At 63.4% G+C, this 13,398-nt stretch carries 16 protein-coding genes and 1 riboswitch; of the genes, 9 read left to right on the top strand and 7 right to left on the bottom strand.

Annotated elements, in window-relative coordinates:
* The first annotated feature begins 37 nt into the window (after positions 1–37).
* From DLM86_RS18415 to DLM86_RS18425, 3 genes are read left to right on the top strand one after another with little or no spacing between them, the layout of a single operon-like run.
* Positions 38–1,387, top strand: a complete 1,350-nt coding sequence (locus DLM86_RS18415; RefSeq protein ID WP_110841522.1) for a glucose-6-phosphate isomerase — start codon at positions 38–40, stop codon at positions 1,385–1,387.
* A 15-nt stretch (positions 1,388–1,402) separates the two neighbouring features.
* The gene (locus tag DLM86_RS18420; RefSeq protein ID WP_110841523.1) at positions 1,403–2,029 is read left to right on the top strand and encodes a YigZ family protein; all 627 of its coding nucleotides are present in this window, start codon (positions 1,403–1,405) and stop codon (positions 2,027–2,029) included.
* A 21-nt stretch (positions 2,030–2,050) separates the two neighbouring features.
* On the top strand, positions 2,051–2,710 hold the full coding sequence (locus tag DLM86_RS18425; RefSeq protein WP_110841524.1) for a thiamine diphosphokinase: 660 nt from the start codon (positions 2,051–2,053) through the stop codon (positions 2,708–2,710).
* A gap of 39 nt (positions 2,711–2,749) precedes the next feature.
* On the opposite strand, the gene DLM86_RS18430 is transcribed toward DLM86_RS18425, so the two are convergent.
* A complete protein-coding gene (locus DLM86_RS18430) occupies positions 2,750–3,445 on the bottom strand; it encodes an aspartate/glutamate racemase family protein (RefSeq protein ID WP_110841525.1) in 696 nt (231 codons plus the stop codon).
* A 110-nt stretch (positions 3,446–3,555) separates the two neighbouring features.
* On the opposite strand from DLM86_RS18430, the gene pdxR reads away from it, so the two are divergent.
* Positions 3,556–4,977 carry a MocR-like pyridoxine biosynthesis transcription factor PdxR gene (gene pdxR / locus DLM86_RS18435; protein WP_110841526.1) on the top strand — a complete coding sequence of 474 codons (1,422 nt, stop codon included), beginning with the start codon at positions 3,556–3,558 and terminating at the stop codon, positions 4,975–4,977.
* 71 nt (positions 4,978–5,048) lie between these two features.
* Here pdxR and DLM86_RS18440 read toward each other — a convergent pair whose 3' ends face one another.
* Both DLM86_RS18440 and DLM86_RS18445 read right to left on the bottom strand, forming a co-directional pair.
* On the bottom strand, positions 5,049–5,318 hold the full coding sequence (locus DLM86_RS18440) for a hypothetical protein (protein WP_110841527.1): 270 nt from the start codon (positions 5,316–5,318) through the stop codon (positions 5,049–5,051).
* 70 nt (positions 5,319–5,388) lie between these two features.
* Complete coding sequence (locus tag DLM86_RS18445) at positions 5,389–5,862, bottom strand: DinB family protein (protein WP_158289548.1); 474 nt, start codon at positions 5,860–5,862, stop codon at positions 5,389–5,391.
* A gap of 203 nt (positions 5,863–6,065) precedes the next feature.
* Here DLM86_RS18445 and DLM86_RS18450 point away from each other — a divergent pair, with 203 nt between their 5' ends.
* Complete coding sequence (locus DLM86_RS18450; RefSeq protein ID WP_110841529.1) at positions 6,066–6,653, top strand: TetR/AcrR family transcriptional regulator; 588 nt, start codon at positions 6,066–6,068, stop codon at positions 6,651–6,653.
* A 33-nt stretch (positions 6,654–6,686) separates the two neighbouring features.
* Positions 6,687–7,691, top strand: coding sequence for an SDR family NAD(P)-dependent oxidoreductase (locus DLM86_RS18455; protein ID WP_110841530.1), 1,005 nt, complete (start codon positions 6,687–6,689; stop codon positions 7,689–7,691).
* 77 nt (positions 7,692–7,768) lie between these two features.
* Here the strand turns inward: DLM86_RS18455 and DLM86_RS18460 are convergent, their stop codons facing one another.
* Positions 7,769–8,326: a methylated-DNA--[protein]-cysteine S-methyltransferase gene (locus DLM86_RS18460; protein ID WP_110841531.1), complete on the bottom strand. Its 558-nt coding sequence runs from the start codon at positions 8,324–8,326 to the stop codon at positions 7,769–7,771.
* A gap of 29 nt (positions 8,327–8,355) precedes the next feature.
* Positions 8,356–9,828 carry a DNA-3-methyladenine glycosylase 2 family protein gene (locus tag DLM86_RS18465; protein ID WP_158289549.1) on the bottom strand — a complete coding sequence of 491 codons (1,473 nt, stop codon included), beginning with the start codon at positions 9,826–9,828 and terminating at the stop codon, positions 8,356–8,358.
* Between the two features lie 216 nt (positions 9,829–10,044).
* Here DLM86_RS18465 and DLM86_RS32125 point away from each other — a divergent pair, with 216 nt between their 5' ends.
* Both DLM86_RS32125 and DLM86_RS18470 read left to right on the top strand, forming a co-directional pair.
* Positions 10,045–10,305, top strand: coding sequence for a hypothetical protein (locus DLM86_RS32125; protein WP_158289550.1), 261 nt, complete (start codon positions 10,045–10,047; stop codon positions 10,303–10,305).
* 295 nt (positions 10,306–10,600) lie between these two features.
* Positions 10,601–10,690: riboswitch (cyclic di-GMP riboswitch) on the top strand.
* A gap of 80 nt (positions 10,691–10,770) precedes the next feature.
* Positions 10,771–11,037, top strand: a complete 267-nt coding sequence (locus tag DLM86_RS18470) for a hypothetical protein (RefSeq protein WP_110841533.1) — start codon at positions 10,771–10,773, stop codon at positions 11,035–11,037.
* Positions 11,038–11,168: 131 nt separating this feature from the next.
* On the opposite strand, the gene DLM86_RS18475 is transcribed toward DLM86_RS18470, so the two are convergent.
* A complete protein-coding gene (locus DLM86_RS18475) occupies positions 11,169–11,855 on the bottom strand; it encodes an MOSC domain-containing protein (protein WP_110841534.1) in 687 nt (228 codons plus the stop codon).
* 354 nt (positions 11,856–12,209) lie between these two features.
* Positions 12,210–12,839: an LbetaH domain-containing protein gene (locus DLM86_RS18485; protein WP_158289551.1), complete on the bottom strand. Its 630-nt coding sequence runs from the start codon at positions 12,837–12,839 to the stop codon at positions 12,210–12,212.
* 203 nt (positions 12,840–13,042) lie between these two features.
* On the opposite strand from DLM86_RS18485, the gene DLM86_RS18490 reads away from it, so the two are divergent.
* Positions 13,043–13,387: a LysM peptidoglycan-binding domain-containing protein gene (locus DLM86_RS18490; protein ID WP_110841537.1), complete on the top strand. Its 345-nt coding sequence runs from the start codon at positions 13,043–13,045 to the stop codon at positions 13,385–13,387.
* Positions 13,388–13,398 lie beyond the last annotated feature (11 nt).

The raw sequence follows: 13,398 nt of genomic DNA on the forward strand, positions 1-13,398 counted from the left end.
TCTAATTATGGAAAAGGATCACAAGGAGGAGTTTGGGATGAACCGGAAGCTTCAATTCGACTACAGCCGCGCGCTGTCTTTCGTCCAGCAGCACGAGATCGATTACTTCCGCGAGCCGGTCCGGCTTGCGCACGAGCAGCTGCATCAGGGGACGGGAGCGGGGTCCGACTACCTGGGCTGGATCGACCTGCCCGTCAATTACGACAAGGAAGAGTTCGCGCGCATCCAAGACGCGGCCAAGCGGATTCAGTCCGATTCCGACGCGCTCGTCGTCATCGGCATCGGCGGCTCGTACCTCGGGGCCCGCGCGGCGATCGAGATGCTGTCGCACTCGTTCTATAACGTGCTGCCGAAGGACAAGCGGAAGACGCCGGAAGTGTATTTCGTCGGCAACAACATCAGCTCCACCTATGTCACGCACCTGCTGCAGCTGCTCGAAGGGAAGGACATCTCCGTCAACGTCATCTCCAAGTCGGGGACGACGACCGAGCCGGCGATCGCCTTCCGCATATTCCGCGAGCTGCTCGAGCGCAAATACGGCAAGGACGGCGCGCGCAAGCGCATTTACGCGACGACGGACCGCGAGAAGGGCGCGCTGAAGAAGCTGTCCGACGCGGAAGGCTACGAGACGTTCGTCATTCCGGACGACGTCGGCGGACGGTACTCGGTGCTGACGGCGGTCGGCTTGCTGCCGATCGCGGTGGCGGGCATCGACATCGAAGCGATGATGCAGGGGGCGGCCGACGCTTCCCGCGAATACGCGAATCCGGACTTGAATGAGAACGCCAGCTACCAATACGCGGCCGTGCGCAACGCGCTGCACCGCAAAGGCAAGGCGATCGAAATTCTCGTCAACTACGAGCCGTCGCTTCACTACGTATCCGAATGGTGGAAGCAGCTGTACGGCGAAAGCGAAGGCAAAGACCATAAAGGCTTGTACCCGGCTTCCGTCGACTTCTCGGCCGACCTTCACTCGATGGGGCAATTCGTCCAGGAAGGCACGCGCAACTTGTTCGAGACGGTCATCCAAGTAGCCGAGGTACCGGAGCAAATCGTGATCGGCACCGACCCGGAAAACTTGGACGGACTGAACTTCCTTGCCGGACAGACGATGGACTTCGTGAACAAGAAGGCGTTCCAAGGGACGATGCTCGCGCATACGGACGGCGGCGTGCCGAACCTGATCGTGACGATTCCGGACATTTCCGCCTATTCGTTCGGCTACATGGTCTATTTCTTCGAAAAAGCTTGCGGCATCAGCGGCTACCTGCTCGGCGTCAATCCGTTCGACCAGCCCGGCGTCGAGGCGTACAAGAAGAACATGTTCGCCCTGCTCGGCAAGCCCGGCTACGAGAAGGAAAAAGCGGCGCTCGAATCGCGCCTGTAAGCGGGGCCGGTCGGCATGCTGGACCAATACCGGACGGTGAGGCGGGAGGCGTCCGCCGAAATCGTCATCAAGAAATCGCGCTTCATCGGCCATGTCCTGCCGGTGGAGAGCGAGGAGGAAGCCGTCGCCTTCATCGAGCGGATCAAGAAGGAGCATTGGTCGGCGACGCACAACTGCTCGGCGTACGTGGTCGGCGAACGCGACCAGTTCCAGAAGCAGTCGGACGACGGAGAGCCGAGCGGCACGGCGGGCAAGCCGATCCTCGAGGTGATCAAGCAGCAGGGGCTGAAAAATACGGCCGTCGTCGTCACCCGATACTTCGGCGGCATCATGCTGGGTGCGGGCGGCTTGGTCCGCGCTTACACGGATGCGACCGTGGCGGGCTTGGCGGCGGCGGAGCCGGTGACGCTCGCGCTGTTCCGCGAAGTGCGCGTCGAGATCGATTACACGTGGCACGGCAAAGTGGAAAACGAGCTGAGAGGCCGTGGGACGCGGATGGGAGACACCGTCTTCACCGACAAGGTGACGCTGACGTGTTGGCCGCGCGACAACGAGGCCGCAGCGTTCATCGAATGGATGACCGATTTGACGCAAGGGCAAGCGGTCATTGCCAGCGGGGATGCGCACTATAAGGAAGCGTAACGTGGAGGAGGCAGGCTCCTCATGTCGGAGAGTATAGTCATCGTAACGGGCGGGGCGCTCGGCCGCTGGGCGCTCGCGCATATCGGGCCGGACGACGTGCTCGTCGGCGCCGACCGGGGCGCGCTGTTCCTGCTCCGAAACGGCCGGAGGCCGGAGCTCGCGCTGGGCGACTTCGATTCGGTGACGGCCGAGGAGAAGGAGGACGTGCGCCGCGGGAGCGCGATGTTCGTCGATTGCGATCCGGTCATGAAGGATTGGACCGATACGGAGATGGCCTTCAACTGGGCGCTCGAGAGGAAGCCCCGCCGAATCGTGATGCTCGGGGCGCTCGGCAGCCGGTTCGACCATTCGCTCGCCAACGTGCACCTGCTCCGCAAAGGGCTGGAGCGCGGCATCGAGTGTTCGATCGTCGACGGCTGTAACGAAGTACGGCTGATCGACCGCGAAGCGACGATCGTCCGGGCGGGGTATACGTACGTCTCGCTGCTGCCGCTCACAATTGACGTGACCGGCATTACGCTGACGGGCTTCCGCTACCCGCTGGTGGACGCGACGCTCTCGATCGGCCAGTCGCTCGGCATCAGCAACGAGCTAGCCGGCGAGACGGGCCATATTCGGATACGCGACGGGCTGCTGCTCGTCATCCAAAGCAAGGACGAAACGCCTTTCGACGGCTCCTGACGTCGAAAGGCGTTTTCGTCGTGCGGCGAGACGCTGCGTCTAAACCGTCTCCAGCGCGAAGCGGATGGCCGCCTCCGCATGCAAAAACGTCGTATCGAACAACGGCAGATCGGTGTCCGCTTCGTTCAGCAGAAGAGGGATTTCCGTACAGCCGAGGATGATGCCTTCGGCTCCCTCGGCCCGCAGACGCTCGATGACGTCCAAGTAGGCCGCCTTCGACTCCGGACGAAGCACGCCTTGACACAGCTCGTTGTAGATGACGTCGTGCACCGTCGTACGGTCCGCCTCGTTCGGCACGACGGCGCGAATGCCGTGGCGCTGCAGCCGTTCGCGGTAAAACGGCTGCTCCATCGTAAAGCGCGTCCCGAGCAGGCCGACCGTCTTCAGGGAGCGCTCCTTGATCTTCTCCGCCGTCACGTCGACGATATGCAGCAGCGGAATGCCCGCAGCCCGCTCCACCGCGTCCGCCAGCTTGTGCATCGTGTTCGTGCAGATGACGACCGCTTCCGCACCGGCCGCCTCGAGCTTTCGGGCGGCGTCTCCCATCGCCTCCGCGGCGGCCTCCCATTCGCCCCGGTGCTGCAAGTCCACCATCTCCGCGAAGTCGAACGAGACGAGCACGCATTTGGCCGAGTGAAGCCCCCCCAGCCGATTTCTCACCAACGTATTGAGATGGCGGTAATACTCCGCCGTCGATTCCCAGCTCATGCCTCCGATCAAGCCGATCGTTTTCATTCGGACCTCCCCTTTCCTGAACCAAGCGTAACATGGTATTCTGGTATCCAAAAGATCCAGGAATCCGCGATTATTTTAGTACCAGATCCAAAAAGGAGGAGGTGCGGATCATGCTGTGGTTCGCCGTCGACCGGGAGCGCGACAAGCCGTTGACCCGGCAAGTGTACGAGCAGCTCCGGGACCGAATATTGAAGCGGGAGCTGAAGGAAGGGGAACGGCTCCCGTCTACGAGGGAGCTGGCGAACGCCGTCGGCGTCTCGCGCAACGTCGTGCTGGAGGCGTACGAGCGGCTCATCGCGGAGGGGTACGCGGAGGTGCGGCCGCGCTCCGGAACGTTCGTCGCTTCCGGCTCCGCCTTGCCGGGCGGGGGAGAGGCGGGGGAGCGGGATCGGGAGAACGGGGAGGCGCGCGACGGCCGTCCGCAACGCAGCGAGGCGCCGAGGCCCGTGATCGACTTCCGCTCCGCCCACCCGGCGATGGACCGGTTTCCGCGCGGCGTCTGGGGGCGGTTGGCGAAGGAGGTATGTCTCGATTCGCCCGACCGCGTCTTCGGTTACATGAGCGCGGAGGGGGGAGCCGAGCTTCGGGGCGTGCTCGCCCGGTATTTGCACCAAGCCCGCGGGGTACGCTGCCGGCCGGAGCAGATCGTCATAACGACTGGCGCGACCCAGGCGCTGTACTTGATTACGGAGCTGCTGGCGCGGGATGATGCGCCGATCGCCGTCGAGGATCCGGTTACCGACGAGATGCGGACGATTTTCGCCTATGCGGGCGCGCGTATCCGGCCGGTTCCGGTCGACGAGAAAGGAATCGTCACGGACCTGCTGCCGGAGGACGAGAAGCCGGCGTTCGTCTTCGTCATTCCGTCGCACCAATTTCCGCTCGGGGGAACGCTGCCGATCCAACGGCGCATCCGGCTGATCGAGTACGCCCGCCGCACCGGCTGCTACATCGTCGAGGACGACTATGACAGCGAATTTACGTACGAGGGCGTCCCCGTCCATTCGATGCAAGGGCTCGACCCGGAGCGGGTCGTCTATGTCGGCACGTTCAGCAAAATTTTGTCCCCCGCTCTGCGGATCGGCTACGCCGTCCTGCCGGAGCCGCTCGTCGAGACGTTCCGCAGCCGGAAATGGTTCATGGACCGTCATACGTCGTCGCTCGAGCAGCTCGTGCTCGCCCGCTTCATGGAGGAGGGCCACCTGAACCGGCACATCCGCCGCATGAGGAGCCTTTATCGGAAGCGGCGCGAGGCGCTCGTATCGAGACTGCGCGAATCGTTTCCGGATGCGGTCATATTGGGCGAATCGGCCGGCATGCATCTGGTCGTCGAGCTGCCCGGCACAGACATGACGCCGTCGCTGGCCGACCGCATACTCGCGCACGGAGTCGCGATCTACCCGGTCGAACGGTACGCGATCGTGAAAGGGGCCCACCGCAGCCGGTTCGTCATGGGCTACGGCGGGGTGACGGTCGAGGCGATCCGCGAAGGGGTGGACCGATTGAAGCGGGCGCTGTCGTCGGCCGACTGACTTTTCGCGGCCGGACGAAAAAGCCGGCAGCGGGATCGGCGATGGCGTCCCGCTGCCGGCTCGGCGGCCGATTATTCGGTTCGGGAAGGGCCGGCGCCCTTGTCCGCGTCCCCGGTCGCCCGGGACATATAGTCGTCGTACCGGTCGTCGACTTCCTTCGCCATGCGTCGGATCGCTTTCGTCTCCTCGACGATCGGATCGCGCTCGGCTTGCGACCGCACCTCGTACCGCGGACTGAGACGGTGAAGCGCCGCTTCGTCCGGATCGCTGCCCGCCATCTCTCCTTCGGTCAAGGCGTCGGCCAAGTCCTGCTCCAGCTGCTCCTTGCTGCGCGGTTCCACTCGGATCACCTCCGGCTGTCGGTGTGGAAATATTCGCCTTACTATTCCCGCTCGCGGCCGATTCGATACGTCAGAACAGCCCGCGGAAGACGACGTCGGGCGACGGCGGCGTCATTCCCGCTTCCCTCGCCCATACGGAAAGCTGGCCGGCATGGTGAATTTCGTGGGCGATCAGATGCCCGACCGCCTCCGCGTATTTTATCGGCACGGTTTTCCCGCCTATGGACGCTTCGAACGTGCCCGTTTCTTTATCGGGGCCCCAATCCAGCAGAAACGATTCGACCGTCGGCCGGCATTCGTCCGAAAACCGCTTTACCGCTTCCGGTGTCGGGTAATCGTCAAGATCGTGGTTGACGTCCGGGACGCCTTGAACCGTCGTGATCCACTCGTGCTCGACGGCGACGATATGGGCGAGCGTCCGGAGCATCGTCCGATGGCCGCCGACGCGCGGCTTCGTCCATTCCTCTTCAGGGAGTGCGGCCAAGCCTTCAAGCCACTCGTCCCGAATTTGCCAATTGTAACGGAACATCGGTAACGGGTTCATAGGAAACGATAACCTCCCGGGATCGGTTGATAGCTTTAGTATAGAGAATAGAAGACTAGGGAACAAGCGTTCGATCGTATACTTCCGCGAGATTGCATGCCTGGGGGCAAACACTCGATGCGCGGACGGACCGGTTGACAACGGGGAGCGATATCGGGTATGTTTTAATTGAACAACGGTCAAAAAAAGGAGGCGCATGCCCGGTGTCGCCACGCAAAGCGGTCGACGAAGAGCTCGGCCGCGACAAGATCATGCAAGCGGCCCGCGAGCTGTTTGCGGAGCAAGGCTACCGGTCCGTCTCGATGCGCGGCATCGCCGGCAAGCTCGGCTACAGTCACGGCGCGCTGTACTACCATTTCAAAGACAAGGCGGACTTGTTCAGCGCCATGGTCATCGCCGACTTCGAGCGTCTGGACGAGCGGCTGGAGGACGTGGCGGCCGGAAGGAGCGACGACCCGAAGGAGACGCTCGAAAGGCTGTTCCTCGCCTATATCCGGTTCGGCTTCGAGCATAAGCGACATTACGAAGTGATGTTTTTGCTGGCGGAATCGGAATTGAACGACGCCGCGCGGACGGCCAAGATGCGGTCGTACGAGAAGTTCGCCGCGTTCGTCACGGAGCTGCTGAAGGAGCTCGGAAGCGCGGAGAGCGGGACGCTCATGGCGCCGTGGAGCTTGTTCCTGTCGCTGCACGGATTCGTCGCGTATTATTTGCATACGGATCAGACGTATGACGGCATGCGCGGGTTGGCGGAGAAGCATGCGCGTCTTCTGGTTCGCGGTACGCTGTAAGGCGTGCCCCTTTTTTTGCCGATTAATTGACCGATGGTAAATAATGTGGTGGAGGAGACGGACATGAAAAGAGCGGTCGTACTGGGAGCCGCGGGCGGAATGGGCCGCGCGCTCGCAAAGGAATTGCTGGCGAGAGGCGTCGAAACGGTCGCGTTCGGCCGGTCGCGCGGGAAGCTGGAATCGTTGGCCGAAGAGATCGGGCATCGTTCGTCGTTGACGATTAAGGCGGGGGACGCGCTTCGGCCGGACGAGGTGGCGGAGGCGGCCGCAGGGGCCGACGTCCTGTTCCACAGCATGGGCATGCCGTACCCGGAATGGGGGGAGAAGCTGCTTCCGCTGGCCGCGTCGGTCATGCGGGGGGCGAGGATGGCGGGGGCGAAGACGGTCGTCATCGACAATATTTATCCGTACGGCCGACGGACCGGTCCGGAGCCCGCGACCGAAAGCCATCCGAAGCGTCCGCACACCCGCAAGGGCCGGTTGAAGCTGGATATGGAGCGCGTCGTCATGGACGCTCACCGGGAGGGCGCTCCCGCGCTGATCGTCCGGCTCCCCGACTTTTACGGTCCGGACGCGCCGAACAGCATGCTCGACATGACGCTGGCCGCCATCGCGAAGCGGAAGCCGGCGATGTTCGTCGGCCGGCTGGACGTTCCGCGCGAGTATGTCTATGTCCCCGATGCGGCGAAGGCGGTCGTCGAGCTCGCCTTTCGGGAGGACGCCTACGGGGAAAGCTGGCACGTCCCCGGAGCGGGCGTCATCACCGGGGCGGACATCGTCCGCATCGCAAGGGACGAGGCCGGCGCGAGCAAGCCGGTCCGCACGATCGGGCGCAAAACGTTCGCCCTGCTCGGGCTGTTCAATCCGTTCATGCGCGAGGTGAGAGAGATGCTCTACTTGACCGAGGAGCCGTTCGTGCTGAGCGGAGCCAAGTACGAGCGGCGCATCGGGCCGCTGCCGGCGACGCCGTTCGAGCAGGGTATCCGCGAAACGGTCCGGGCGCATATGGCCAAGTCGGCGGACGCCGTCGGACGATAACCGCCCGATCCGCGCCGGGGCCCCGCTGACGGCCCGTGTCCCTGTCTCCCGGCGAGCGCCGGCCGAGCGATAGCCGCTTAAAACCGGAAACGCTCGTGACCGACCGCCTTATAGCCGGCAAACCCTTCGAGGGTGAGCAGCTTTTCCTTCAGCTTCATGCCGCCCCGGTAGCCGGTCAACGTGCCGTTCGTTCCGATGACGCGGTGGCACGGCACGACGATCGGAATCGGGTTCGCGCCGTTGGCCGCGCCGACGGCCCGCACCGCGCGGGGGGAGCCGGCGGCGGCGGCGATGTCCGCGTACGAGCGCACTTCGCCGTAAGGAATGGCGGCGACGGCTTTCCATACCGACTGCTGGAACGGCGTGCCGATGTAGTCGATCGGCACCGTAAACGCCGTCCGTTCTTCCGCGAAATATTCCGCGATTTGCCGGGCGTACTCGGCCATAACCGCCGGGTCCTCCGCCGGTACGACGCCGGGCAGCCGTCTGCCCGCCCAAGCGAGCAGCTCCTCGTAAGGCTCCGCCATCAAGGAAACGAAGCACAGCCCCCGTTCGGTCGCCGCAATAATCATTCTCCGGTCTTCCAAGCTCAGCTCACACCAATACAAACGGTTCGGCGCTTCGGGCGCGTTCATGCGAACCGCCTCCTTTCTTCTCTTCACGATCATGGATTTTCCCGGCGCGGCGTTTCGTCGTCCTGCAGGCTGCGCCATAAGTAAAACGTCACGTACGCCCTCCACGGCGTCCACGAGGCGAACCGCTCCCGAAGCTCCCGGGGCGAGGGCTTGCAGTCGAGCTTCCACAGGCGCCGTACCGCCTGGTGCACGCCGGCGTCCTCCGCCGGGAAGGCGGAACGGTCGCGCAGGCAGCGCATCAGCACATACTGCGCCGTCCAAGGGCCGATGCCGCGGATCGAGGTAAGCCTTTCGGCGGCTGCGGCGAAGTCGGGCAGAGCCAGCAGCGCGCGCTTCGACAGCGAGCCGTCCGCGATTTGCCGGGCGACCTCGATGACGTAAGCCGCTTTTTGCCGCGAAAACTGCAGGGCGGTCAGCCGCTCGACGGAAAGGCCGGCAACCGTATCCGGCGACGGGAACAGCCAATACGTCTCTCCTTCGTGCTCGACGGCGCGGCCGAACGTCTCCACGAACCGGCGCTTCAGCGTATACGCGAACGACAGCGTAATTTGCTGGCCGATGACGGCCCAGCACAACGCTTCGAACAGGTCGGGCACGCCGGCGATGCGCAAGCCCCGGTAGTCGCGGACGAGTCGGCTCAGTACGGGATCGGTTTCCGCCATCAAGTAAAACGGCCGGAGGTCCGTATCGAGATCGAACCATTCGCGGACGTGGCGGACCGCGGCTTCGCGCGGAGCCGGTCCGAGCTTGTCCCCGTCGCTTAAAAAGCGAACCAGGAGACGACCGGCGTCCGAAGCGGATACTTCCAGCAGCAGCGGCTCTTCCGCGCCTTCGTGGGCGAGCGCCAGCCGGATGCGGTCGTCCGCCACCCGGTACATGCATTCCTGCGGGGAACGGGCCAAGTAGACGAGCATTTGGCGATAATCGAACGGCTCCGGCGCGGCGATCTCGATCGTGTCGGAGGCCGCTTGCCGGAACGCCGTCGGCGTCGTCCCGAACGCCTTGCGGAACGCGGCGGCGAAATGGGACGCGCTGCGGAAGCCGGCTTCGCCGGCCACCTGCGTGACGGAATCGTCCGTCTCGGCGAGCCGTTTCGCGGCTGCGTCCAGTCTCGTCTTCGCCGCGAGGGCCGAGGGGGACGTACCCGTTATCCGCTTGAACGTCCGTTGAAGATGGAACGGGCTGACGTTCAGCTCCGCGGCCAGTTCCCCGAGTGTCGGCGGGTCGAGCGGACGGCTGGCAAGAAGGCCGTTCACCCGGGCCGTCAGCTCGGCATCCGGGCCGTTGTGGCCGGGGGTGTCCGGCTTGCACCGCTTGCAGGCGCGGAATCCCGCCTGCCGGGCTTCCTCGGCGCTCGCGAAGACGCGCACGTTCTCTATGCGTGGCAGCCGGGACCGGCACGACGGGCGGCAGTAGATGCCGGTTGTGCGAATGCCCAGCCAGTAAATGCCGTCGTACTTGCGGTCCCGCGTCAATATCGTGTTCCAGAGGTCTGGATCCATGGCGGTCACCTCCTCCTTGTCAGTATAGCCCGAAGGCGGGGAGGGGAACAACGGTTCGCGAATAGGAGAGCAAGTTTTCGATAGAGGGAGCCGGAATCGGAGGTTTCGCATAAACCGATCGCGGCCGATCCGCATAGGCTGGGAATACGGGCAAGGACGATTCCGTGCCGAATCGCCCGAACCGCCCACCTTAAACGAAAAGAGCGGATCAAGATCGTGAACAAGGCGAATCTCGTAACCTTTCTGCGCCATTTGCAAGGCGTATCGGCGGAAATCGAGCCGTGCGTCGACGTGCTGCTCGGGCTTCAGCGCAGCGCCGGTCCGGTGACCGAGGCCGTAACGGTGATCAAGCACGAGCACCCGAGGCTTCATGCGCAGCTTAAGGCGCGGCTGCGCGGCAATCCGGGACTCAGTCTCGTGTTCCAGCTCAGCATGGACTATGAAACGGCGAAGCGGAACTTGAGCGCGCCGGACTAGAACGGCCGAGCCGCACGTTCGCGAAGCCGCCGGTATGGCCTCCGGCGAGAGCGTTGCGCTTCGAATTGTAATATTTCGACACTGATCGACATGCCCGTAATCATTCCGCAAGATTCGAGAACAGGCGGAAGGAGCGGGAAACGGCGAACGGGTGTCTTCCAGCCTTGCGGCGTAACGACAATGGAGAAAGCTCCCGCAGTAAAGAAAGCAGGCATAAAGGACTAGAAATTTGTCGATTGATGTAGTAGTATAGAACCATTCGGAGCTCATCGAGTTCCCTCATCGAGTTCCCGCAACACGAAAAGGGCAAACTTGCCGAAAGGCAAGGACGCAAAGCCGCAGACCTAACGAACGTACCCGTTTCCAAGGTGGCTGGGCCGCCGAAGTGCCGGATATCGGCTCGAATCCGTGCCGGCCGGTCGACGAATGTTTTCGGCATTCCGATGACGACGAGGAGGAACAAGGATGTTGAAGGAGCGCTACTACTCCACAGTGGAATTTATGGACCGGTTCGGCAAAGCGAATCGCGAGATGGCGATTTATTGCGAAGTCGGCAAAAAACCGACCATCGGGGATTTTATCGAGGCGTTCAAGAAATCGGGGCTCGACATGGAATTGAGCGATTTCGCCAATTTGACGTTCAAGCCGAGGCGGCCATCCGAAGCGCCGGTCCTCTCGCTCCGGGTGATCCGGACGATGAAGGACCATACGTTCAAGCCGTTCGCCTGCTAAAGAAGCGCAACCGCATCGGAAGCCCGTTTCCGGACATCGTGTCCGGGAGCGGGCTTTTTCGGCGATGCGGCGGGACGCGGGGACGCGATTCCGTCGAAGGGCGCGACGCATGGCGGAAGGGCGCGAACCGCTCAAGGAGCGGTGCCGTTCAGCCTCTCTTCCGTAGACGGCTCCGCGCCCTCCAGCCGCTTCTCGAAGGACACCCGCCAGTTCGTCGACAACGCGTCCACGGCGAGCAGGGCGCGGACGCCGTCCAGATCGTCCTTGCGATGATGCTTGATCTCGTTCGCGAACGCGACGGTAAGCCCCGCCGGATGCCGGCGCTCCAGCGTAAGCGGAAGGGAGCGGTCGAACAGGCCCGGTACGAGCACCCGGAAGTAAAAGCCGGTAAAGCCGGTGTTTTGCACGCGGATGGGGAGATCCGGCACGTCGTACATTTTGGCCAGCTTATGGCACGGCTGCCGGGGCTGCGATACTTGCAGGCGGACGTCGCCGATGGCATATATGTCGCCGATGCAGACGGCGTCCTCGGTCATGCCGAGCACGGTCAAATTTTCCCCGAACGCGCCGTACGCCAGCTCTCGGCCAAGGTCGCGCTCCCAGTACGGATAATGCTCGTACGAGTAGACGCAGACCGCCTTGTCCGGGCCGCCGTGATGGACCAAGTCGGCTTGTCCGTCCCCTTCGAAATTGAGCGTCGTCAGCGCGATCGGGCCTTCGGCGGCCGGGCTTTTGAAGATGCCGGTCGGGACGTCCTTTCCTTTGTACACGAAAGTCGCCGGCCTGCCGACGTTCAACGAGACGATTCGGATGTCCATGGGTGCGATCCTCCTGGTTTACGGTTCCGACGAATCGATTGCTCGCATCCGATCGGGTTATTTAGATATAGTAGGCGATCGTTGGCGGCTCTGGCAAGCGAAAAGCTTGGTCGGCGGAGCGCCGGCGTATCGGAACCGCTCGTCCGAGACGACGGGAACCCGGGCTCGGGAAGCGCTCCTCCGGGGTCGGACGAAGCGGCTTCCGCCCGGATTCGGGGCCGGCGCGCGCTCCGCCGATCGCGATGCGATCGTTCGTCCCTCTTACCGTACCGCGTTCGGCGCGCCCGATCAATGGCCGATTCGTTATCGGAACGATAGGCGGCGCCGATCGGTCGGAGCGAGGCGAGGAGCCGGTCAAAAGGCGAGCGGCGTGGAAGCTTTGTACGCCTTGCCCAGTCGGCAGTAATAGTCGACGATATCGGCATTCAGCGTCTTGTACCGTTCCGGCACCTCCGGCAGCGCGTCGGCCTGCTCTTGGGTCCACACCGTTCGTCCCGGCTCGACGAACCGATTGTCGGCGATGCGCACGCCGTCGGCGACGACGGCCCCGTGCATGACGACGCAATGGCGTCCGATCGTCGCGGCGGAGATCGAGACGCGCAAGCCGACGAACGTGCCGCGGCCGACGAACAGAGGGCCGTGCAGCGAGCCATGATGAAGAATGCTGACATCGCTTTCGATATAAACGCCGTAGCGTCGTCCTTCCCATTCGACGAACTCGCCGGGATGCGCGTGGATCATGGCGAAATCTTGTATGTTGGTGCGGGGGCCGATGTAGTACGGGGGAGAGGCGTCGGCGCGAATCACGGTATGAAACCCGATGAAGACGTCGTCCTCCACCGTCACGTCGCCGATGACAATCGAGTTCGCCGCCACGACGGCGTTCAGGCTTACGGTCGGCTCGACGGGAAGGGGGGCTTCGCGAACGGGCGGATTACGGTACAAAATTTGCTGCAGCGGATAGATGCCGGACAATTTATGCATCGCAATCATCTCCTTTGCAGTGAACGTATGCCGCCGCCGAACCGATCATGCCAGTACCGGGCGGGCGCGCGGGAGCATTATTTGACGCTGTCCGCCGGCGCGGCGATACGGCGCAAAACCGGGCGAATGCCCCGGGCAAAACACCCACCGGGCGCATACATTGGTAGCGGATATCCGAACAAAAGAATTATGGAGGAAACCCGATGAACTATATCGTACAGCCCGGCGATACGCTCTATTCGATCGCCAACCGATACGGCGTTACCGTGCAGGCGCTGCTGCAGGCGAACAACATGAGCGCCCCGGGCAATTTATTCGCCGGCCAAACGATTTTCATTCCGCGTCCCCCCGGACCGTTTCCGCCGGGGCCGTTCCCGCCGGGTCCCGGACCCGGACCCGGCCGCCAGCTGGAGCAGCGCGTCACCCGACTCGAGGCGGAGACGGAGCGGCTGCAGCGCCGGCTGCAGCGGACGGACAACGAGCTGGACCGCCTCGAGCAGCGCGTCAACCGGCTGGAAGACCGGGTTCGGCGTCTCGAAGGCCGCTAAATCGAGGGGGA

Source organism: Paenibacillus flagellatus (genome assembly GCF_003217775.1).
Classification (GTDB): domain Bacteria; phylum Bacillota; class Bacilli; order Paenibacillales; family NBRC-103111; genus Paenibacillus_AB; species Paenibacillus_AB flagellatus.

What these genes read in the sequence shown, in the direction of transcription:
- DLM86_RS18415 (WP_110841522.1), top strand. Translation starts at nt 38, where the DNA reads ATGAACCGGAAGCTTCAATTCGACTACAGCCGCGCGCTGTCTTTCGTC.
- DLM86_RS18420 (WP_110841523.1), top strand. Translation starts at nt 1,403, where the DNA reads ATGCTGGACCAATACCGGACGGTGAGGCGGGAGGCGTCCGCCGAAATC.
- DLM86_RS18425 (WP_110841524.1), top strand. Translation starts at nt 2,051, where the DNA reads ATGTCGGAGAGTATAGTCATCGTAACGGGCGGGGCGCTCGGCCGCTGG.
- DLM86_RS18430 (WP_110841525.1), bottom strand. Translation starts at nt 3,445, where the DNA reads ATGAAAACGATCGGCTTGATCGGAGGCATGAGCTGGGAATCGACGGCG.
- pdxR (WP_110841526.1), top strand. Translation starts at nt 3,556, where the DNA reads ATGCTGTGGTTCGCCGTCGACCGGGAGCGCGACAAGCCGTTGACCCGG.
- DLM86_RS18445 (WP_158289548.1), bottom strand. Translation starts at nt 5,862, where the DNA reads ATGAACCCGTTACCGATGTTCCGTTACAATTGGCAAATTCGGGACGAG.
- DLM86_RS18455 (WP_110841530.1), top strand. Translation starts at nt 6,687, where the DNA reads ATGGTAAATAATGTGGTGGAGGAGACGGACATGAAAAGAGCGGTCGTA.
- DLM86_RS18460 (WP_110841531.1), bottom strand. Translation starts at nt 8,326, where the DNA reads ATGAACGCGCCCGAAGCGCCGAACCGTTTGTATTGGTGTGAGCTGAGC.
- DLM86_RS18465 (WP_158289549.1), bottom strand. Translation starts at nt 9,828, where the DNA reads ATGGATCCAGACCTCTGGAACACGATATTGACGCGGGACCGCAAGTAC.
- DLM86_RS18470 (WP_110841533.1), top strand. Translation starts at nt 10,771, where the DNA reads ATGTTGAAGGAGCGCTACTACTCCACAGTGGAATTTATGGACCGGTTC.
- DLM86_RS18475 (WP_110841534.1), bottom strand. Translation starts at nt 11,855, where the DNA reads ATGGACATCCGAATCGTCTCGTTGAACGTCGGCAGGCCGGCGACTTTC.
- DLM86_RS18485 (WP_158289551.1), bottom strand. Translation starts at nt 12,839, where the DNA reads ATGCATAAATTGTCCGGCATCTATCCGCTGCAGCAAATTTTGTACCGT.
- DLM86_RS18490 (WP_110841537.1), top strand. Translation starts at nt 13,043, where the DNA reads ATGAACTATATCGTACAGCCCGGCGATACGCTCTATTCGATCGCCAAC.